The organism is Bradyrhizobium sp. CCGE-LA001 (assembly GCF_000296215.2).
In the GTDB taxonomy this organism is placed as follows: Bacteria; Pseudomonadota; Alphaproteobacteria; order Rhizobiales; family Xanthobacteraceae; genus Bradyrhizobium.
The window spans coordinates 2542785-2563509 of the sequence record NZ_CP013949.1 but is presented as its reverse complement, the minus strand read 5'-3'; the positions used below and the strand labels follow the sequence as shown (position 1 = coordinate 2563509).

The window sequence follows — 20725 nt, the reverse complement described above, 5'->3', positions numbered from 1 at the left end:
GATCAAGCTCACGAGCAACGTATCGGCCGCACGGACGTTCCCATCCGGCAAAAGGACAATGGATGGCACGTGACCCATGGCGCGCGTTCTGATCGGCACCTCCGGCTGGCACTACGATTCCTGGCGGGGCCCGTTCTTCCCTGAAGGCCTGCCGCTGAAGCAGCAGCTGCGTTACTACGCTGACCAGTTCGACACCACCGAACTGAACGGCGTGTTCTACCGCACGCCGACGCCGGAGGCGGTGACGGGATGGCGGGAGCAGACCGACCGCGACTTCGTTTTCGCCTGGAAGGCGTCGAAATTCATCACGCATTGGAAGCGCCTGTCGGATCGCTCCGTCAACAGCCTCGAGCTGCTGGAGGATCGCATCTCGCGGCTCGGCGGCAAGATCGGCCCGATCCTGTTCCAGCTGCCGCCGCAATTCGAGGCGAACGCCGACCGGCTCGCCTCGTTCTTCAAGCTGCTGTCGAGGAAACGGCGTTACAGCTTCGAATTCCGGCATCCGAGCTGGTATCAGCCGCGCATCCTGCGAATGCTGGCCGAGGAGAACATCTCGCTGTGCCTGTCCGACCATCACGATGCGCCCTCGCCCTGGAAGCGCACGGCGGATTTCGTCTATGTGCGCGGGCATGGCCCGGGCGGGCGCTATCACGGGCACTACACCAAGGCCACGCTCACGCAATGGGCGCGGCGCATCAAGTCGTGGAAGCGGCAGGGCTGCGACGTCTATGTCTATTTCGACAACGACCAGAAGAGCGCAGCGCCGGCCGATGCACGGGCGTTGAAGCAATTGCTGTGAGGCGCGGCGGGCAGTTCGCCCGTCGCGCATCCTTCGAGACGCCCGCCTACGGCGGGCCCTCAGGATGAGGACGGAGCGCGCGGCAGCAATCGATCGGTGGAAGGGCCGCTGAGCCTCATCCTGAAGGACGAAGCGTGCGCTCAAGCGGCCGAACGCTGCGGGATGCCGCCTTGCAGCGTTTCCAGCAGGCGCTGCTCGCGTTCGATCCTGTTACGATAAAGCTGGCGCTCGCTTTCGGTCTTCGCGCCGGCCAGCAGCACGCGATAGTGCTCGATCACCTTCTCGCTGCCGCGGATCAGCAGGTTGCGGACATCGCTCATCGTTCCGCTCCCATTGCAGCGGATGCCGACGGCATGTTCGGAAGGACGAACGCGGCGGGGAAGACATCGGCAGCGAGGGCGTCGAGTGCGGCCTGCTCCTCGGCGAGGCGACGTTCGATGAACTGACGTTCGATCTCCGACAGCTTCGTCCTTAGCAGGCGCCGGTAGCGCTGGAGGTTGTTGCGGTGCGCACGGATGCGGGCCAGATCCTGATCGAGCATCATCGTCACTCCTGACGGTCTTTCACGGTCCTTTTGATTTCGCGATATCGGAAGAGCGATCTTCCGGGCGGAAAAATATTCACGCCCGTTGCGCTGTCAAGATGCTCCTTCGTCGCTAGAGCGCCGCCCCGTCCCGGGGCGGGCGGCGCTAGATCACGCCGCCCTGCCGAAGCGCGGCGATCGCGGCCTCGTCATAGCCGAGCTCGGTCAGGACGCGATCGGTGTGCTCGCCGAGCGTCGGCGGCCGGGTCGCGATCCCGCCCGGCGTTTCCGACAGGCGGACGGCGGCGCGCGCGACCGGCGCGGACATCGGCAGGCCGGGATAATCGACGTCCTGCATGAATCCGGCGGCGCGGATGTGCGGATGGTCCAGCGCCTGTTGCGGGCTGAGGACGGGCCCGGTCGGGATCATCGCCTGGCCCAGCGTGTCGACCGCCTCCTGCGTGGTCCGCTCGGCGCACCAGCGCGCCATTCGCTCGCTGATGACGGGGCCGTTGTTGCCGCGGCTGATGTCGTCGGCAAAGCGCGGGTCGTTCAGCCAAAACTCCTCCTCGCCCATCAACTTCGCCCAGCGCTTGAACAGTGGATTCCCCGTGACTTGGCACAGCACCCAGCCGTCCTTGGTGCGGTAGATGTCGGCCGGGGCCGAGGTCTGGCCGAGATTGCCCGTGGGCACGCGGTTGATGTTGATGACGGCCTGCTCGATCAGCGTGGCATTGGTGAAGGACAAAGCGGTTGCGAGCAGGGCGCCCTCGACGATCTGCCCGCGCCCGGACTTGCCGCGCTCGATCAGCGCGGCCAGCGTTCCGAACGCGCAATGCAGCGCCGTGCCGAAATCGACCCAGTTCACCGCGGCACGGTACGGCGGATCGCCCGCGCCCGTCATGTAGACCGCACCCGACATCACCTGCCCGACGCCGTCGAAGCCGACGCGGTCGGACCAGGGCCCCGGCCCGCCGAACGCGGTCGCAGTGGTCAGGATGATGTCGGGCTTGATCGCCTTCAGCGACTCGTAGTCGAGCTTCATCGCGCGCAGGGTCTGCGGCGGCAGATTGGCGACGACCACGTCCGCAGTCGCGACCAGGCGGCGCATCACCTCCTGCCCCTCCGCCTTCATCGGATCGAGCGTGATGGATTTCTTGTTGCGATTGACCTGGAGGAACAGCGCGCCCTCGCCGTTCTCGCCCACTGGCGCCACGAAACGGTCCTCGCTGCCGTCGCGCTTCTCGACGCGAATGACCTCGGCGCCGAATTCGGCCAGCAAGGTCGCGCAATAGGGACCTGCGATATAGCGCCCGAAATCGAGCACGCGGACGCCTTCCAGAACTCCTCCCATCGATCCCTTCCCTTGTTCTTATGTTCTCGCAACATTACAGGGACTTGCTGTTACGGCAAGGCGGATGGCAGGCATCATGACCTGCGCTGGAGATGTGATCGGCCGGCTGTTTCGGCTGGCGGAAATTGTGCTCTAGTATGGGCCCTTCACTCCCCCAGCGAGAAGCGCCCAACCATGCCGCAACAGTTCGACCGCTCCGCAGAAGATCTCGGCAACGCGATCCATTTTGAGCACGTCAACATCCAGGTCCCGGACCAGCGGCTGGCCACCCTGTTCTACGTCACCGGCCTCGGGCTCACCCGCGATCCCTATCTGATGGTGTCCGACACCAACATGTGGATCAACGCCGGACGCAGCCAATTTCATCTGCCGAGCGGCAGGCCTCAGGTGCTGCGCGGTCACATCGGGCTGGTCATCGCCGGCCGCGAGGCGCTGCTGGCGCGGCTGTCGTCGGTCGCAAAGAAGCTCGAAGGCACGGCCTTCGCCTTTGCCGAACATAACGACCATGTCGCGGCGATCTGCCCCTGGGGCAACCGCCTGCGCTGTTACGAGCCGGATGCCGCGCGCTTCGGCCGCATCGCGCTCGGCATTCCCTATGTCGAGTTCGACGTGCCGGTGGGCTCGGCCGCCGGCATCTGCGCGTTCTATCCTGAGATCATGGGCATGCCCGCGAATTTGCGGAACGGCGACGGGAAGGTTGCCGCAGTGAAGACAGGCCGCGACCAGCACCTACTATTTCGCGAGACCGATCGTCCGCAAGGCGACTATGACGGCCACCACGTGCAGATGTACATAACCGACTTCTCCGGCCCCTACCGCAAACTGCTGGCGCGCGACCTGATCACCCGCGAGGACAATCAATACCAATACCGGTTCTGCGATATCGTCGAGCTCGACAGCGGCAGGCATCTCTTCACCGTGGAGCACGAGGTGCGCAGCGCCACCCACCCGATGTTCATGCGGCCGATGGTCAACCGCAATCCGGCGATCAACAACCGGAACTATGCGTTCGGCCACGATGAGGCATCGTGGGCGATGGGTCCGGATCAGTACGAGGGATAGGCAGCGCGGCCCTCCGTGATCGCGAACGGGCCGCTCGCAACAGATTTGGCTCACCGCCCCTGAAACACCGCGGGCCGCCGCTCGATGAAGGACTGAATGCCCTCGCGCGCGTCGGCGCTCTTGAGCACGCGGTCGCGGATCGCCGGGATGCAGGCGATTGCGGCCGCCTCGCCCTGCCCGGTGTATGTCGCAGCCGCCTCCTTGGTGACCTGAATGCCGAGCGTGCGTTGCCGGCGATGATCCCGCGATCTCCATGGCGCGGGCGACCTGCTGCCCCGCCAGCACGACCTCCTGCACGAGGCCGATCTCGCGGGCGCGCTGCGCGCGCCAAGAGACGAGAGCCGCGGACGTCAACGTCATGCTCCCCGTCGAGCGCCACCAGTTCGCGCTCTCCATAGCGCCGGCAAATGATTTACCGTTCGATCAGATCACGCGTATGTCACCGTCACGCTGCCGAAAGGTCCGAAATCAGCGACGAACGTCTCGCCGGCCTTCGGCCTCAACATTCCCGTCAACGTGCCGGTGCTGATCATCTGCCCCGCCTTCAGGCCGATGCCGGTCCGCGACAGTTCGTTGGCGAGCCATGTCACCGGTACGATCGGATGATCCAGCGCGACCGCCGCACTGCCCTTCCGCCGCAGTGTCCCGTTACAGGTCAGCACGACCTCCTGGTCGGCAATATCGCGCCCCCGCCAGTTCTCGATCGGCGGACCGTATGCAACCGTCCCGCTGCCGGCTCCATCCGCGAGGATGGCGGGCAGAGGAGGAAACGCGGCATCATGGACGAAGCGACACTCGGCCAACTCCACGCCCGGATGCAGCGAAACGACGGCCTCCTCGACTTCGGCGACACTGTAAGGCGCCTCTCGCGGTGGAAGATCCGTGCCGAGCCGCGCCTGGTATTCGACTTCCGGAATGGGACTGCACTGGCGTGCATGCTCGACCGTCACCGGCGATTGCTTGATGAGCGGCGCGTAGACCCGGCCGTAGATCGGCGAGTCCGTGCGCAACTCGCGCTGCAACCCTTCCTTCATGGCCGCGATCTTCCAGCCCGCAACGGTCCAGCCGAGCTCCTCCTCGACCATGCGCGCGATGCGATAGGCGGTCGGCTTGTCCGGCGGCACGAGGCGCTGGTCGAGGCCGCTCTGCTGGCGCCCTTCGCGGCGCAGGCTTGCGAGCAGGCGGGCAAGTTCGCGTTGGGTCGGCTGATCCATCGTAGTCACCTCACGATGTTCGGGTATGGCTTGACAGCGCTCGGCGCAAACGACTTCTTGGGCGGGTGCCTTGAGCGAAACTCAAGGCGACCATCCCGCGAGGCGCACGATCATGGCTTCACGACGACTTCCTCCGCTGCATGCCGTGCGGGCATTCGAAGCGGCCGCACGACATCTGTCGATCACACGCGCCGCCGACGAGTTGAACGTGACAGTCGGTGCGGTCAGCCGGCACGTGCGCGCGCTCGAAGTGCGCATGGGCACCGCGCTGTTCCTGCGGGGATCACGCGGCCTGGTCCTGACCTCGGCCGGCAAAGCCTTCGCCGATTCCACCCGCGAGGCGCTCGACCGCATTGCGGATGCCGCCGAAGGCCTGCACCTGCGGCAGTTCAGACGACTGTCCGTCGGCGTCTACGGTTTCTTCCTGTCGCGTTTTCTCCTGCCGATATGGCCGGCGCTCATGGCCGCCCATTCCGAGCTGGAGATCGATCTGCACACCAGCGCCAATCCGGTCGACCTTCTGGCCAGCCGCTACGATGCCGTCATTGCCGTCTCGGACGGACAACCGCGGGCCGGGCTCGTCACCCGGCCGCTGCTGCCGATCGCCACCGTGCCGGTCTGCTCGCCAACTCTGCTAAAGGATGGCGCGCTGGACTTCACGTCCGTTCCGCTGCTGCACAACAGGCCGCGGCCGGACGATTGGCGCCGCTGGCTCGACCACGCCCAGCTCACGAAAGTACCGGTCCGGGCCGGCAGCAGCTTTGAGAACCTCGGCCTCGCCATCGAAGCTGCGGCCGCCGGGCTCGGCGCGGTCATCGCGATCGATAGCCTGCTCACAACCGATCTTGCGCAGCTCGATCTCGTCAAGGCACATCACGTCGTCCGCCCGACGCGGCGTCACTTCGTGCTCGAGTACGAACAGCGCATGGCGGACGACCCCGCCGTCGCCGCATTCGCCACATGGCTGTGCGATGCCTGCAACCAGCAGAGCACGACGAAGGCGCCAGCCAGGAAATCCACTCGAAAGAGCGCGCCCGGAGGCCCTCCTATTTTGGCGTGAACCGGTTTACTTGGCCTTCATCGATCTCTTGACTTGGGAACGAGCGCTACTTCGGGGCCGCGAATTCCCTGCCTTGCCCTTGTCGGCAGGCATCAAATGCCCGAGCGGCAATTGGGACGTCTGCTTCAAGCGATTGAGGACGATGGACGAGCGCACATGCGCAACGCTGTCGTGCGGCAGGAACACTTCGTTGAGCAGGCGTGACAAAGCCTTCAGGTCTGTGATCGTCACCTTGATGAGGTAGTCCGCCTCGCCAGTGAGAGCGTACGCCTCCTGCACCTCCTCGAGGCTCTCGATCAGCTTGAGGAAGCGCCTCGAATTGTCCGGTGAGTGCGTTGCGAGCGTCACCTGCACGAAGACGACGATGCCAAGCCCGAGCGCTTCACCATCGAGATGAGCATGGTAGCTTTCGATCGTACCGGCATTCTCGAGCGCGGCGCGGCGGCGCGAGCATTGCGAGGCCGACAAGCCGACGACATCGGCCAGCTCGAAATTCGACAAGCGGCCGTCGGACTGGAGCGCCTGCAGCAATTTGACGTCGAACTGATCCATGCGTGATCCATGCAGCTAGCAGCAATTCTTTGCATGATTCACGCATAGTACGCCTTTGTCGAGCAGATTTTGCGGAGATCGTGCAGCAGGCCGGCAGTATATTTCTCACCGGATCAATACCTTTTCAGGAGCGCGACATTGGGCCCCTTCCCGCACGATGCCCCACCCGCCACGATTTCGGCAGCCAATCCGGCCGGCACGGACGGCTTCGAGTTCGTCGAGTTCGCCCATCCGGAGCCGCAGAAGCTCGCCAGACTGTTCGAGCAGATGGGCTACACCGAGGTCGCCCGGCACAAGACCAAGGACATCTCCGTCTGGCGCCAAGGCAAGATCAATTACGTCCTGAACCGGGAGCCGAACTCCCATGCCGCCCGCTTCGTCGCCGAGCACGGACCTTGCGCACCGGCGATGGCGTGGCGCGTCGTCGATGCCAAGCACGCCCTGAAGCGCGTCCTCGAACTCGGCGGCACAGAATATACCGGCAACGACAAGTCACTCGACGTGCCGGCCGTCGTCGGCATCGGCGGATCGCTGCTGTACCTGGTCGAGACTTATGGCGCGAAGGGCTCGCCCTATTCGACCGAATATGACTGGACCGGCGAAGTCGATCCGACCCCGAAGGGCGTGGGATTCTATTATCTCGATCATCTCACCCATAATGTCATGCGCGGCAACATGGACACCTGGTACAAGTTCTACAGCCAGACGTTCAATTTCCGCGAGATTCGCTATTTCGACATCTCCGGCAAGCTGACCGGCCTGACCTCGCGCGCATTGACGTCACCTTGCGGCAAGATCCGGATCCCGATCAACGAAAGCGCCGACGACAAGAGCCAGATCGAGGAATATCTGCGCCAGTACAAGGGCGAGGGCATCCAGCATATCGCGGTCGGCACCGACGACATCTATGCGGCGACCGACGCCATCGCCAGTCGCGGGCTCGAATTCATGCCCGGCCCGCCCGCGATCTACTACGACAAGTCGTTCGATCGCGTGAAGGGCCACACCGAGCCGCTCGAGCGTATGCGCAAGCACGGAATCCTCATCGACGGCGAAGGTGTCGTCAATGGCGGACTGACCCGCATCCTGCTTCAGATCTTCTCCAAGACCGTGATCGGCCCGATCTTCTTCGAGTTCATCCAGCGGAAGGGCGATGACGGCTTCGGCGAGGGCAATTTCAAGGCCCTGTTCGAGAGTATCGAGGCCGATCAGATTCAGCGCGGCGTGCTGAAGGCGTCCTGAAGGAGGCAGCCATATCCGACGCATGGAAGAGCTATCGCGGCGCTCCGGCCGAAGGTGCCATCCTGTGCGACGCCCATGACATTGGCGAAGGGAGCTTGAAATCCATCAAGTTTGGCCCGGCTGATTTCCCGATCCTGATCGTGCGGTCGGCGGGCACGCTCGCGGCCTATGTCAATGCATGCCCGCATCAGTACCTGCCGCTCGATCATCGCGGCGACAACGTGCTGAGCGCGGACGGCACGGTGCTTCGGTGCACCAATCACAGCGCCGGATTTCGCGTTCAGGACGGCATCGGCGTCGAGGGACTGGGCCTGAACTGCGCGCTCGATGCCATTCCCATCGTAGTGGACGACGACGGCCAAATTCGCGTGCATGGCGCATCAGCGCATTGATCGGAGATCACGCCTCATCTGCAACCGTGTTGCGGAGGATACCGATGCCCTCCGCCTCCACCTCGACGACATCGCCGGGCTTCAGCCAGATTGGCGGATCGAAGCGTGCGCCGGCGCCCGTCGGCGTGCCTGTCACGATGACATCGCCGGGAATCAGGGTCGTGAATGTCGAGATGTAGTTGATGATCTTGCGGAAGGAGAAGATCATCCGGCTCGTGCGATCCTGCTGGCGGACTTCGCCGTTGACGCGCGTTTCCAGCTTGATGTCGGCTAGCTGGCTCTCATCGGTATAGGGGATGAGCCAGGGGCCGATCGAGCCGGTGCGGTCGAAGTTCTTGCCTTGGGTCACGTTGAACTTGGCGTGTCGCACCCAGTCGCGGATGGTGCCTTCGTTGCACAGCGACAGTGCGGCGATGTGGCCGAGCGCCTCGCTCTGCGCGATCCTGCGACCGCCCTTGCCGATCACGATGACGATCTCGCCTTCATAATCGAGTTGCGAACTCTCCGGGGGACGAAGCAGTGCTTGTTCGTGGCCCGTGAACGAGCGCGGAAAGCGGGGGAAGAGCGAGGGATTTGAGGGAGCCGCCTGCCCGTCCTTGTATTCCTCGTTCCGGTCGGGAAAGTTGACGCCGACGCAGATGATTTTCTCCGGTGCCGGCACAGGGATTTCATAGCGGATCTCTCCGACCGGAAAATCGGCCGGCAACGCGGCGCTTTCCTCGGCCAGGGACACCAGCGCACCGGCTTCGATCACTTGACGCAAGGTGTGCCAACGCTTGCCATGACGGCCGGACAAGTCGACGACGCCCTGATCGCTGAGGAGCCCGTAGCCGGATGTGCCGCTGCGGGTGAAGCTGACGAATTTCGGGCGAGACATGGGGCGCTTTCCTCACGCAATCAGACGAGATGCGAATGCCCGATCAGGGGGCGATGATGGGTTGCGCCGCCAATTCGGCGTCGCGCGGCTGAACCCCGGCGAACAGGCTGCCATGCTCGAACCAGGATTTCGGCGCGGGTGCTCCCCAGAGCGTCTGACGCTGCGGGTCCTTCAGGTCCCATTTGATCGGCTCGAGGTCGGGATCGACCGTCTGATAATCCGAGCAGTAGATCTCGATGCGGTGGCCGTCGGGATCGAGGATGTAGAGGAAGAAGGCATTCGAGATGCCGTGGCGGCCTGGACCACGTTCGATGTTGGAGACCCATCCCGTGGTCGCCATAAGATCGAGAAGATCGATGATGTTGAGCGGGGTCGGCACCCAGAACGCGGTGTGGTGCAGGCGCGGGCCGCGGCCATTAGTAAAGGCGAGATCGTGAACGCCGCCCTTGCGGTGGGTCCAGGCCGCCCAGAGCCGGCCGGTCTCCTCGTCGGCCGTGTACTCCGTCACGCGGAAGCCGATCTCATTGTAGAAGGCGACGGATTCGTCGACGTTGGGCGAGAAGCAATTGAAGTGATCGATCCGCAGCGGCTTCACGCCCTTGTAGAGGGCGTATTTCTGATGGATCGGCGGCAGCCGGTCCATCCTGGAATAGAACTCGAGCGGAATGCCATGGGGATCGCGGGTGCGGAACGTTCGCGATTGATAGGGACGCTCGACCCATTCGACCGGCAAGTCCTTACCCCTAAAGAAGTGGACGGCCTTGTCGATATCTTCTTCGCTGAACAGCTTGAAGCCGAGATCGCGGGCTTCGACCTTGTTTGACTTCCTCAGGACGATGCAATGGTGGCCGCGCTCTTCCATCGCCCGAAGATAGATCGCATCGGAGCTTTCGTCGGTCACTTGCAAACCGAGCGTGTCGACATAGAAGGCCCGTGACCTCGTAAGATCGGTCACGCCGAATTCGACGTGACTGAGGCGCACGATGTTAAAGGGCGGATAGAGGTTGGGCGCTGGCAAGGCCATGATGTCCTCCTTGGGTCTGTTGCGGAGCGCTTAGCCGCCTAGCTTTTGGATGTTGTGCGCGGTGGTGGCGAACGCGACGTTCTTCGTCTCCATGTAGAAATCGAACGACCAATCGCCGCCGTCGCGGCCGATACCGGAGCTCTTCACGCCGCCGAACGGCGTCGGCAAATGGCGGACATTCTCCGAATTCACCCAGATCATGCCCGCCTGAAGCCGATCGGTGAAGCGGAAGGCGCGCGTGACGTCGGCCGTCCAGAGGTAACCGGTAAGGCCGTACTGGACGTCGTTGGCGAGCGCGAGCGCTTCCGCCTCGTCCTTGAACGGGATCGCCGTCAGCACCGGCCCGAAGATTTCCTCCTGTGCGATGCGCATCCGGTTGTTGGCGCCGGTAAAGAGCGTCGGGGCAACGTAGCACCCGCCACCGGGACCGTCGACCTTGCGGCCGCCGGTCGCGATCGTCGCGCCCTCCGACCTGCCGATCTCCATGTATTCGAGCACCTTCTTCTCGTGAACCGGATGGATCAACGGACCGATGACGGTCTCCGGATCGAGCGGGTGACCGACTTTAATGCGGCTTGCCTTCTCCGCGACGATCGAGGTGAACTTGTCGTAGATGCTGGCCTCGACGAGAAGACGCGAGGACGAGGTGCAGCGTTCGCCGTTGAGGGAGTAGATCATGAACACTGCCGCGTCTGCGGCGCGCTCGAGGTCGGCATCCGCGAACACGACCACCGGGTTCTTGCCGCCGAGCTCGAAATGAACGCGCTTCAGCGTATCGGCACCCTGCTTCATGATCATCGATCCGGTGCGGCTTTCGCCGACGAAGCCGATCGCCTTGATCAGCGGATGCTCGGTCAGGGCCTTGCCGGCATCCTCGCCGAATCCGTTGACGAGATTCCAGACGCCCTTGGGCAGGCCGGCCTCCTCCGCGATCTCGATCAGCAGACGCGCGGTCAACGGCGAGAATTCGGCTGGCTTGTGCACGATGGTGCAGCCGGCCGCGAGCGCCGGCGCGATCTTCCACGTCGACAGCATGAACGGCGTATTCCAGGGGGTGATGATGCCCACCGGGCCGATCGGCACACGCGTCGTGATGTTCACCTGGCCATCGGTGCGAAGCGACTTGCCGTCACGCGCCTCGGGCGCGCGGTCGGCGTAGAAGCGGAAATTCTCGGCACCCCGTAGCGCCGCCTTGGCCATGAACTTCAGCGACTGGCCGGTATCCATGCATTCAACGAAGGCAATCTCTTCGGCGCGGGCGACGATGGCGTCAGCGACCTTGTGCAACAGCTTTTTGCGGCCTTCCCCGGAGGTCTCGGCCCATTGCGAAAACGCCGCCTGCGCCGCCCGCGCCGCCCGATCGATGTCCGCGGCCTTGCCATGCGCGACCTTGGCGAGCGGCTTGAGGTCGACCGGAGAGATCGTTTCGAAAGTCGCATTGTCCGCAGCCGGGATGTCCTCACCGCCTATGCGGTTGAGCACGCCCTTCTCCTTGAAACGGGCAAGATGGCGCTCCGCCTTGTCGATATTCTCCTGGAGCTTGGACATGACGGTTCACTCCCTTTTGCTTTTGCAGCGCCGCACGCGGGCAGCGACCTCTATTTGTTTTCGCAAAGCCACGGACCAATGACGTCGCAGCTCTCGCGCGCCAATTTTGGGCGCCGATCGATATACTTAACATGTTAAGTATTGTGCCGCCTGTCAAGACCTTTCGCGACAGCGCGGACTTCGCTCAAGGCAGTTCCAGGGAGATCCAACAGCCGGCTCGATCGAGCAGATGCAGTTGACGCGCATTGACGACAAGCGTGACGCTCACGGACACTCTTCGCGGTGCGCCGCAGCGCTGCGACCCCGACCGGCGCGGTTTTCGTCAGCAGATTCATAGGGACCGAAGCTTCTGGCTGGGGCGGGAGGGTACTCAGCCACATCATCGCCGCTCTCAGGTGCCTGAAATAACTCGTAAAAACGGAGCGACACGGGGGCTGTGTAGCAGCGCTGTGCGGCACTCTCAAGAGGTTCGGGCGCGCAGTCCGAAACCGCAGCGGATGCCATCCAGAGGGCGACTAGGTGACCGACGGGCGGCGCGGCAGCTGCGGGCGGTACGGCGACGTCAGCAGCCGCGTAGCCGCGGAGACGGCCGGCTGCGCGGACGCAATCGCCGTCTCCTCGGCCACGGTCTGCGCCGATGCGTGGTCCTCCGACAGGGCAACGGCCTCGGGCTCTACACTCGCCGGCGGCACGTCGGGGGACGTAATCGGCGGCGCATCGGCTTCGACCGCCGGAGCGGCCTCGTCTTCCTTGTGGTCTGCAGAGCTGTCCAGCTCGGGACTGATCACTCGGCCCGGGAAAGCCTCGCGCAAACGCTGCAAGGCCTCACGCGTCACGCGACCATTCCATCCAGCGGCGCGCCCATTCCAGTGCAAGCCCTCGCGCGCGAGGATCTGGCGGTTCACCGCGGAAGCGTTCCGACTCAGCCGGACGAACACCTCGACGAGCTCCTGGCGAGGATCGCTGGAACTATCGGCGTCAGCGCTAACGGCACCCCGATCAAACGCCGGGCGATCCGCGCGAGCGAGCTGCTCGAGACCGGCAAGAAGGGTGGCAGCCGGCACCTGTGTCAGATTGAGACGCTTCACGGCATTCATCACGAACTGCTGGACATCTGCTTCATGGCGCTGTTCCAGGGATGCGATCTCCGCCTCCAGGCGAGCCCGCTGCTCGCGCATGCGCGCGAGGACGAGTTCGGATGCTTCAAGTGTCTTAACGGGGTTACGACGCATCATAGGACCTCCTCTGTTGAGTGAGGGAAACCAATCATGAGCGCCGGCAAGCCCAGAATCTTTTTTCGGGGAAGCTTCACACGAGGTGCTTGCGGCTTTCCCGAGGGTCTGAGCTCAATATGCAAAATGGTTTTTGGGCACTCTCGATGGCAATTCCGTTTGCATACTTGGCTCCTGTCCAGCTGACCGAGCATGGTGGCGCGACCAGCGCTATCGCCTACGTAGCTCGTGACGTCATCGATGATCCGCGCTTCGAGCAGCCCTTAGACTACTCGCATCTTCAGGCTGACCTGGCGTGGGAAGAGGTCATTTTGCCGGAAGGCTGTTCACCCGCGTTTCGGGATCGTAGCGCACTCGCGGTCGCGCTCGACGAGGCCGAGATGCGCAAGGTCCGTACTCCTCTTACTGCGCGAAAGCGACGCCCGCAGGTGGGCCTAGGGCTCGTTCTGGCGCTTCCTCCGTCAGATGAGGTCTCAATAGACGAAGCCGCTGAGATCCTGAGGAGGGTCGTTCTCGCTGCCCGTGGATCGGAGGCGGTCCCGATCCACCTCGCGATCCACGAAGCCCGCGTTAATCGGCATGGCCATGCCCTGTTCGCACTCCGATCCATCGATCGTGACGGCGTATTTGGGATGAAGCTCCGCGACTTCATCGCACGCGTCCGTCACACGGCCGGAAATTATGATACGGACGTTGTCGAGGGTGTCCATTGGCCGGATCTCAGCTGGGAGGTTCAGCAGAGCTATTTCCATGAGCTCGGGATCGACCTTGTTGTCGATCCCATTGCCCCCAGACCCGGCAAGCACTTGTCACCTGTCGTCTATGGTAGTGGCAAGATCATCAACAAGACCAACGAACAGATCGCGTTTAACCGCAGCCACGCCTATGCAGAGAATGTCCGCGCGATCGAAGGCAGTCCGTCTCGCCTGATTGAGACGCTATTGCGGGGGCGATCCTCGTTACGCACCGCGGAGATCGAGCGGCTCTGCGCGAAATTCCTCGACAGTGAGGCAGATCAAGATGCAAACGCGGCCCGCATTCTGACCGATCAAAACATCATCACGCTGAGCGACCCGGGTTACGATAGGAAGCCACGCTATGTCACGACCCGGCGCATGCATCGCCTGCTGACACGCGCGGCTGCCCTCATTGATCGCTCAGGAGAGAGCCAGATCAGAACGTTCACCGGGATTAACGGGAATGACGTGCTCGCCCAAATGCTCGAGTGGTGCGTCGAGACGCGACGCGAGAGACCACTCATCCTTGGCGCGAAGCTCTCGGACTGTGACGCCGCCAAAATTGAACTTGCAGCTTGTGCCCCTATTGCAGGTACCGTCGAAATGGCGGTGACGGGATCGCAGGACCTGCGCGCCCGGGGTCGCAGGCGCGACGTATGCCTCCGCACCAACCGGCCGGTCATAGTACCTCATGCTGAACTGATCGACGACTACCAGCTTGCCCGTCTCATGATAGCCACGAGGCAGATTGGTACCGAACTCGTCCTTGGCCACGACCAAAGCAATCAGACCGGAGTGGTCTGCCGGCATCTCGCCTCCTACGCTGCCGACCGAACCACGACGAAAGCTGCCTTGACCAGTGAGGATCGTCGCTCAACTGAAGCCGTGCGGCTCCTGCGAGCAGGCCTAGTGCGGCACGCTATCGATGAGATGACGCACGGAGGCTTGCTGGAATTCGGTAGCCTGCCCAACTGGGAGGAGGACGCCTCGCGATTCGTCGTCTGCGACGATCCGCGCCGACTTAAAGAACTATCCCAAAACCGACGGTTCGGTCCCGAGCGGTCAGTAGGCATTGACCTTAGCGAAGCCGTGCTTTCGCTGCGGGAAGCTCGAGGCCTCTCCGCGGAGGCACGCCTAGCCGTCGAAGCAACCGACCCACGAAACCTATGGAGCGCGCTCCTGCTCGTCGCGAGCCGAGGGCAGAACGCCCGGCTCCATGTCATTCCGGCGCTCGCCAGAAGCGCAGCCGAGCTGGTTGACGTTGCCCGCTCATCTTTACCTGGCGCGCTTCCACACGAGAGAGCGATGCGCAAAGATCCCGATGCCGCGATCAACAGGATCGTATCGGACATGACAAACGACCTTGAAGTTCTGCCTAAGACCACGCCTGTGGAAATCAAGCCGCCACGACCGATCCACGCGACCGAAGACGTGCGCCGCTTGCTTGCGCACGACCGCATCGCGAGACATGGCTATAGGCTGCTTTACGATTACGTCGGGCCTCACAATGTGGACCATACCGAAAACACGACCCGTGCTCTGAGCCTATACCGCAATGAGTTGACGAGGACGGTTGTTCGATTTCTCGGCGGCGTAGAGCGGAAACTGCCGCTTGATCCGAACATGTCCTTTGACCTTCCTTCCGAGCTCGAGGAGCTCGAGCCGGAGCGCTGGGATTATCTTGACGTATACCAGCTAAGGACAGACCTTCGTTGCCTGACGATACCGGGACGGAACTGCCCTATTAACCCCGCCTCTAATTTCGCCGTCCGTAGATTGAGCCGCCCGCATAACGAATTGTCTCGATCAGCGACCTAAGTCCGGATTGAAATTCAGCGAGGCGGAGGGGCGGCCGCTTTGCGCCAAGAGCTGCCAGCTTGGAGGAGCGCTTTGCAAGGGGCGCAGGTTCGTCCTAAGTGCCAGCTGGTCTAATGTCTTCAACCACCTCGATCGATCGGGGCTTGGCGCAGTGGCCGTAGCGCGTACCCACAAGCCCTTCAACCGGGTGTGGCCACTCGGCGCCTGAGCCATGCTCGCCGCAGCTTTGCCGGCTCCCACTGTGAATAAGCGCCGAACTTTGACCCCCATCGGCTTACAACATTGCCCCCATACGTGATGAACATGCCCGTGATGGCTCAATGAATTCTGCTGTGTTGGCGGGGGTCAACCTTCGGCGCCGATCGGGGGTCAAACCGCACGACGAATAGCACCCGGCAATGAGACGCTCTCGTCGTCAAATAGCGGTTCCGTTCGACCTCCCGCCTCTGACGGCGGGGTTGCGTACATATTGAGGATCGGCTTTGACTTGTCCTGACTGGTCTTCCGTCAGACAACATTTGGCGGTCCTCTCGCGCGGGAACTCGCGGGCGTGCCGGATGATAACTGTCCGATCTTGCGGCGCGAGAGGCTGGCCGCAGCCAGCGAACCGCGCCGGTACCGCTCCTAGTCCCTGTAACGCGAACCCTTTGCGTCCAATGTGCGCCGATAAGCTTCGAACGAATCTTGCCCAAAGGCGGTCTTTTCGTCGAAGCCCTTCGCAATCTCGCTCTGCATCTGACGCGTCGTACGGCGCAGAATCTCTTCGGGCAAAGGCCGCCAGCCTTTCCCGAACGCCGCAGCTGCGAGCTGCACCTCGCATGCGCGTTGCAAGACCGTCATGCGGAACAGCGCCTCCGCGGCAGTCCTTCCGCAGGTCAGAAGCCCATGATGTCTCAGGATCATGTAGTTCTTGTTGCCGAGCGATTTGACGAGGCGCTCGCGCTCGCCGAGATCCGTCGAAATGCCCTCGAAATCGTGATACGCGATCTGCTCGTAAAGCATCGCACCGTAGAAGCTGTGATGCGAGAGCCCCTCATCCGTGCAAGCAACGGCCACACCGGCCGTCGTGTGCGTGTGGGCGATAAAATGGGCGTCATCGCGCGCGGCATGAACCGAAGAGTGGATCGTGAACCCCGGCGCATTGACACGACCCGGAGCGTCCACAACTTTATTCCCATCAAGATCGATCTTGATGAGATTGGAAGCCGTCACTTCGTTGTACGCCAGCCCGAACGAATTGATCAGAAAGTGCTTCTCGGGACCCGGGACGCGAGCCGTGATGTGATTGTAGATGTGTTCGCACCAGCCTAGATCGAAAAAGACATGATACAGGGCAGCGAGGTCCTCTCGGACCAGCCGCTCTTCAGCGGCCAGAGCGTTCTGGCTGACTTTTCCAGGGGAAGTTTGGGCGTTCATGCGATCCTCCGAACAAGATTATTGCTGGCCGGCACCTCAGTTGAGCAGATCCGGCTGTTCTTTTACGATCTTCGAATACAGGGTCTGGAATTGAAACCACCCTGCTTAGGCATCGCCGATCCATTCCGGATGGTCGGAACAAACAGGCAAGCATAGGCTGTGCTTCGGTACCCCCGCGGGCCGCAATATATCCTCCTACACTCGCTCGCCGAGTTTTGCGTGAGCCCTGCGGCGATATCGACCGCATCATGAGGGGCTCAGAAGACAAACGCAGCCAAGCGGCCTACCACGGCGACCGATAAGGCTACGAGAACGACGAGAAGTTGCCCAAACTGGACCTCTTCCATGTCGATGTCCGGCATCGTGATCATGGCGTATGCGATCATGTGGCAATTTTCCATGGCAGTTCCTCTCCTAGCTATTGTTCTGCCGTCTTCCGGGCAGTACCAACCCGCTCGGAGCGGATCGCTCGAGGGGCGACGGATCAGGCCGCCCTGCTTTCCAGCTCCGTCTGATGAGATGCCGCAATCGTTCCGACGCACACTCCGAAACCGATGGATGCAAAACCCTCACGAGTGCAGCGCCCTTCAAATCGGATCTCGTCACCGTCGTGTAGAAAGCCGCGACGCTCTCCGTTGGGAAGCGTAATGGGGCGGGTTCCGGCGGAAGTGAATTCGAGCATGCTGCTCAATTCAGCGTCGGTAGGTCCGGAGATCGTGCCGGTGCCGATCAGGTCCCCCGGTAGAAGGTTGCAGCCATTGATCGTGTGGTGCGCAACCATCTGCGCCGGCGTCCAATATAGATATTTGGCGTTCGAGCTGAGAATTTCGACCGGAACGTCCCTTGCGGCCCGCATCTTTTCGGTCGTGAGAAACACCTTCAGGCTTATGTCCAGCCCGCCACTTTTCTGATCCTCGTCGTCGAGCAGATATTTCAACGGCTGGGGGTCCCCGTGAGGACGAGCCATCGCCGGAATGCGGAACGGCGCCAATGCGTCCGCGGTGACAACCCACGGCGAGACAGACGTTGCGAAACTCTTGCTGAGGAATGGTCCGAGTGGGTACATCTCCCAGCGCTGGATGTCCCTCGCCGACCAATCGTTGAGAAGTGAATAGCCGACAATCTGTTCGCTTGCGCGCGCAACCGGGATCGGACTTCCGAGCTCGTTGCCGCCGCTGAGATAGAACCCCATTTCCAATTCGAAATCGAGCCGATCGCACGGACCGAAGCCAGGACTGCCTCCGTCCACCGATGGCGGCCGCTGTCCAATGGGTCGACGAACAACACCCTGCCCGACTTGCACCGAAGACGCCCGTCCGTGATAGGCAATCGGCACCCATTTGTAGTTGGCTGGCAGCGGGTTTTCCGGCGTAAGAAGTGCGCCCGCCGCCTTCGCGTGATGTATGCCGGCATAAAAATCCGTGTAGTTCGGCACGGCGGTCGGACGATACATCGTGCAAGCGCCCAGTGGGACCAGCAGGTCCGACGCACCGCGACGCGCAGCCTCACCGCTTGAACCCGCGTCAAGCGCGGCACCGATTGCCTTTCGTAAGGTGCGCAACGCGCCAGGTCCCAACGCAAACAGCGAGTTGAGCGAGGAGTCGGCGACGGTCCACTCGGGAATTTCTGCCGGCAGGAGGCCGGCCGTGTGCGCCGCATGAATATCGAGGATCTGGTCGCCGATCCCAACCCCCGCGGATCGTTTTCCGCCCTTCTCGCGGCTGAAGACACCGAGCGGCAGATTCTGGATGGGGAAGTCGCCGGAGGGATCGTTGGCGGACGACACAAAACTGCGGCGCGCCGGATCGTGGGTCTCGTCGATGTTGGCGTTCATCGTGCAACTCCCGCCAACGCGTTGTTGCTCTCAGAGAGGCCGATGCCGATCTCCGATTGCACAAACTGAGCATCAAACGCGTGCCGCTCGGCCGTGGCACGGGCCGTTCGGTCACTCAGTGAACCGAGCCATATCGTCAGGAACGCAAGCGGCATCGAGAAGAGCGCTGGATTGTCGTAGGGAAACACCGGTACCGCGAAATGGAACACCGCGACCCAAACTGTTTTGCTCAGCACGACGAACACGAGAGAGCTGAATAGGCCGACCAGGCCGCCGGCAACCGCGCCGCGGGTGGTAGTCCCACGCCAGAAGATCGCCATCGCCAGCACCGGAAAATTGCAGCTTGCCGCGACCGAAAGCGCCAACCCCGCCATGAACGCGACATTCTGGTTCTCGAAAATGATGGCAAGACCCACCGCGACGATGCCGATTGCGACCGCGGCGATCTTCGCAACCATGACCTCACGTGCCTCCTGAGCGTATCCCCTCGCAATCACCTGCCCATAAATATCGTGGCTCACCGCGGAGGCGCCGGCGAGCGTCAATCCGGCTACCACGGCGAGAATGGTGGCGAACGCGACGGCCGAGATGAACCCAAGCAGGATCGGTCCGCCGAGTGCGCCCGCCAGATGGACGGCCGCCATATTGGGACCGCCGATCAGATCGGTAATCTTGTTGAACTGGCCGCCCTCGACGACGTTGAAGAAACTCGCATCCGGCATAAGGACCGCCGTCGCAGCAAAGCCGAACAGCGGAATGACCAGGCAGAAGTAAGCTACACAGGTCGTCGCATAGAAAACCGACTTCCTTGCACCTGCGGAATCCCTGACGGTGAAGAACCGCATCAGGATATGCGGCAATCCAGCGGTCCCGAATACCAGCGCAAGTCCAAGCGAGATCGCGGAGACCGGCTCGGCGAACAGCCCGCCGGGAGAGAGAATTGCCGCACCCTTGGGGTGGACCCGGCTCGCCTCGGCGAAAAGTTGTCCAAGGCTGAAATCGAAGCGCCACAGCACCACCAGCGCCATCAAGGTGCCGCCGATCAGCAGCAGCAGCGCCTTGGTGATCTGAACCCAGGTGGTTGCCTGCATGCCGCCGACAGCCACGTAGACGATCATCAGAAGTCCGACGCCGGCGACCGCAAACAGATAGTTCACGCCGAACAGAAGCTGAATAACCTTGCCGGCGCCGATCATTTGCGCGATCAGGTAGAATAGCACGACCACGAGACTACCGGTGGCGGCGACCAACCGGACCGAGGTCCGATCAAGGCGAAACGACGCTGCGTCGGCGAACGTGTAACTGCCGAGGTTGCGCAAGCGCTCCGACATCATGAACAGCACGATGGGCCAACCCGTCAAGAAGCCAAGCGCATAGACAAGGCCATCGAAGCCCGTCGCGTAGATCAGCGCCGAGATACCAAGAAAAGCCGCGGCGGAAAGAAAATCCCCCGCAATCGCCAGCCCGTTCTGGAGCGGCGTGATCTCATGTCCCGCGGTATAGAAGTCCGCCTTCGATTTGGTCCGGCCGGCCGATCGGTAGGTGATGAAGAGCGTGACAGCGACGATCAACAGGAACATGCCAATCGCAACCCAGTTCAGATCGCGCCCCGCTACAGCGGTGGTCGCCTGAGCATGCGCCGGAAAGGATCCTGTCGCCGCGACGGAACCCAGTAGAATACGTATGATCATCGGCCACACTCCCGGCGGACGAGCTGTGTCAGGCCGTCGAAGTACGTATTGGAACGGCGTACATAGTAACCAGTCAGGGCAACGACCATGGCGATCATGCCAAGCGCGATCGCCATGCCCAACGGAACGGCTCCGCCTGCCATGCTCTTCCCGAGCGCTGACGACGCCGATGAAATCAGCCCGATGAAACCGAAGAACATCAGCAACGTGACGATCGAGAGCCCCCACCGCAACCGTGCCCGCGCGGCAGTCAGCTCCCGAAAAGACGGGTTGGACAAGATTTTTCGCGTCTGTTCCGAAGACAGCGACCACGACATGATTTCCCTCCCGCATTTTCTTGGCTAATTGGC

General features: G+C 62.4%; 19 protein-coding genes and 1 pseudogene. 6 read left to right on the top strand and 14 right to left on the bottom strand.

The genetic code is table 11. The annotated features are described in order from the left end of the window. Window positions 1-76: 76 nt before the first annotated feature. Window positions 77-799, top strand: a complete 723-nt coding sequence (locus BCCGELA001_RS12070) for a DUF72 domain-containing protein (protein ID WP_008550846.1) — start codon at window positions 77-79, stop codon at window positions 797-799. Between the two features lie 140 nt (window positions 800-939). Here BCCGELA001_RS12070 and BCCGELA001_RS12065 read toward each other — a convergent pair whose 3' ends face one another. The 3 genes from BCCGELA001_RS12065 to BCCGELA001_RS12055 form a co-directional block, all read right to left on the bottom strand. Next, window positions 940-1119: a hypothetical protein gene (locus tag BCCGELA001_RS12065; protein ID WP_060735382.1), complete on the bottom strand. Its 180-nt coding sequence runs from the start codon at window positions 1117-1119 to the stop codon at window positions 940-942. Next, window positions 1116-1343 (bottom strand): hypothetical protein, encoded by a 228-nt coding sequence (locus BCCGELA001_RS12060; protein ID WP_335339440.1) that lies wholly within the window; start codon window positions 1341-1343, stop codon window positions 1116-1118. The genes BCCGELA001_RS12065 and BCCGELA001_RS12060 overlap by 4 nt, the downstream gene beginning before the upstream one ends. Window positions 1344-1488: 145 nt before the next feature. Further along, window positions 1489-2676: a CaiB/BaiF CoA transferase family protein gene (locus BCCGELA001_RS12055; protein WP_060735381.1), complete on the bottom strand. Its 1188-nt coding sequence runs from the start codon at window positions 2674-2676 to the stop codon at window positions 1489-1491. 174 nt (window positions 2677-2850) lie between these two features. Between BCCGELA001_RS12055 and BCCGELA001_RS12050 the strand changes: the two genes are divergently transcribed. After that, the gene (locus tag BCCGELA001_RS12050) at window positions 2851-3738 is read left to right on the top strand and encodes a VOC family protein (protein ID WP_008550859.1); all 888 of its coding nucleotides are present in this window, start codon (window positions 2851-2853) and stop codon (window positions 3736-3738) included. A gap of 428 nt (window positions 3739-4166) precedes the next feature. On the opposite strand, the gene BCCGELA001_RS12045 is transcribed toward BCCGELA001_RS12050, so the two are convergent. Beyond that, window positions 4167-4952: a 2-keto-4-pentenoate hydratase gene (locus BCCGELA001_RS12045; protein ID WP_008550862.1), complete on the bottom strand. Its 786-nt coding sequence runs from the start codon at window positions 4950-4952 to the stop codon at window positions 4167-4169. Window positions 4953-5064: 112 nt separating this feature from the next. Between BCCGELA001_RS12045 and BCCGELA001_RS12040 the strand changes: the two genes are divergently transcribed. Then, complete coding sequence (locus BCCGELA001_RS12040) at window positions 5065-6012, top strand: LysR substrate-binding domain-containing protein (protein ID WP_083543335.1); 948 nt, start codon at window positions 5065-5067, stop codon at window positions 6010-6012. Window positions 6013-6105: 93 nt separating this feature from the next. Here BCCGELA001_RS12040 and BCCGELA001_RS12035 read toward each other — a convergent pair. Next, a pseudogene (locus tag BCCGELA001_RS12035) lies at window positions 6106-6564 on the bottom strand (Lrp/AsnC family transcriptional regulator); the annotation flags it as partial. Between the two features lie 138 nt (window positions 6565-6702). On the opposite strand from BCCGELA001_RS12035, the gene hppD reads away from it, so the two are divergent. Both hppD and BCCGELA001_RS12025 read left to right on the top strand, forming a co-directional pair. Continuing rightward, window positions 6703-7806 carry a 4-hydroxyphenylpyruvate dioxygenase gene (hppD, locus tag BCCGELA001_RS12030; RefSeq protein ID WP_008550887.1) on the top strand — a complete coding sequence of 368 codons (1104 nt, stop codon included), beginning with the start codon at window positions 6703-6705 and terminating at the stop codon, window positions 7804-7806. A 95-nt stretch (window positions 7807-7901) separates the two neighbouring features. Beyond that, window positions 7902-8198 (top strand): Rieske (2Fe-2S) protein, encoded by a 297-nt coding sequence (locus BCCGELA001_RS12025; protein WP_008550889.1) that lies wholly within the window; start codon window positions 7902-7904, stop codon window positions 8196-8198. A gap of 7 nt (window positions 8199-8205) precedes the next feature. Here the strand turns inward: BCCGELA001_RS12025 and BCCGELA001_RS12020 are convergent, their stop codons facing one another. From BCCGELA001_RS12020 to BCCGELA001_RS12005, 4 genes are all read right to left on the bottom strand, one after another. Further along, window positions 8206-9075, bottom strand: a complete 870-nt coding sequence (locus BCCGELA001_RS12020; protein WP_008550891.1) for a fumarylacetoacetate hydrolase family protein — start codon at window positions 9073-9075, stop codon at window positions 8206-8208. Between the two features lie 43 nt (window positions 9076-9118). Continuing rightward, window positions 9119-10099 carry a 3,4-dihydroxyphenylacetate 2,3-dioxygenase gene (hpaD, locus tag BCCGELA001_RS12015; protein ID WP_008550893.1) on the bottom strand — a complete coding sequence of 327 codons (981 nt, stop codon included), beginning with the start codon at window positions 10097-10099 and terminating at the stop codon, window positions 9119-9121. 30 nt (window positions 10100-10129) lie between these two features. Next, a complete protein-coding gene (gene hpaE, locus BCCGELA001_RS12010) occupies window positions 10130-11647 on the bottom strand; it encodes a 5-carboxymethyl-2-hydroxymuconate semialdehyde dehydrogenase (RefSeq protein WP_008550895.1) in 1518 nt (505 codons plus the stop codon). A 515-nt stretch (window positions 11648-12162) separates the two neighbouring features. Beyond that, window positions 12163-12882 carry a hypothetical protein gene (locus tag BCCGELA001_RS12005; RefSeq protein ID WP_060735378.1) on the bottom strand — a complete coding sequence of 240 codons (720 nt, stop codon included), beginning with the start codon at window positions 12880-12882 and terminating at the stop codon, window positions 12163-12165. A 143-nt stretch (window positions 12883-13025) separates the two neighbouring features. On the opposite strand from BCCGELA001_RS12005, the gene BCCGELA001_RS12000 reads away from it, so the two are divergent. Continuing rightward, entirely contained in the window at window positions 13026-15434 is a 2409-nt protein-coding gene (locus BCCGELA001_RS12000; RefSeq protein WP_008550910.1) for a MobA/MobL family protein, read from the top strand. 624 nt (window positions 15435-16058) lie between these two features. On the opposite strand, the gene BCCGELA001_RS11995 is transcribed toward BCCGELA001_RS12000, so the two are convergent. From BCCGELA001_RS11995 to BCCGELA001_RS39435, 5 genes are all read right to left on the bottom strand, one after another. Beyond that, window positions 16059-16850 (bottom strand): class II aldolase/adducin family protein, encoded by a 792-nt coding sequence (locus tag BCCGELA001_RS11995; protein ID WP_008550912.1) that lies wholly within the window; start codon window positions 16848-16850, stop codon window positions 16059-16061. 257 nt (window positions 16851-17107) lie between these two features. Beyond that, on the bottom strand, window positions 17108-17236 hold the full coding sequence (locus tag BCCGELA001_RS39265; RefSeq protein WP_018322638.1) for a hypothetical protein: 129 nt from the start codon (window positions 17234-17236) through the stop codon (window positions 17108-17110). Window positions 17237-17334: 98 nt separating this feature from the next. After that, on the bottom strand, window positions 17335-18684 hold the full coding sequence (gene fahA / locus BCCGELA001_RS11990) for a fumarylacetoacetase (RefSeq protein WP_008550913.1): 1350 nt from the start codon (window positions 18682-18684) through the stop codon (window positions 17335-17337). Beyond that, on the bottom strand, window positions 18681-20375 hold the full coding sequence (actP, locus tag BCCGELA001_RS11985; RefSeq protein ID WP_060737620.1) for a cation/acetate symporter ActP: 1695 nt from the start codon (window positions 20373-20375) through the stop codon (window positions 18681-18683). The genes fahA and actP overlap by 4 nt, the downstream gene beginning before the upstream one ends. Further along, window positions 20372-20692, bottom strand: a complete 321-nt coding sequence (locus BCCGELA001_RS39435; RefSeq protein WP_008550917.1) for a DUF485 domain-containing protein — start codon at window positions 20690-20692, stop codon at window positions 20372-20374. The genes actP and BCCGELA001_RS39435 overlap by 4 nt, the downstream gene beginning before the upstream one ends. Between the last annotated feature and the right edge of the window lie 33 nt (window positions 20693-20725).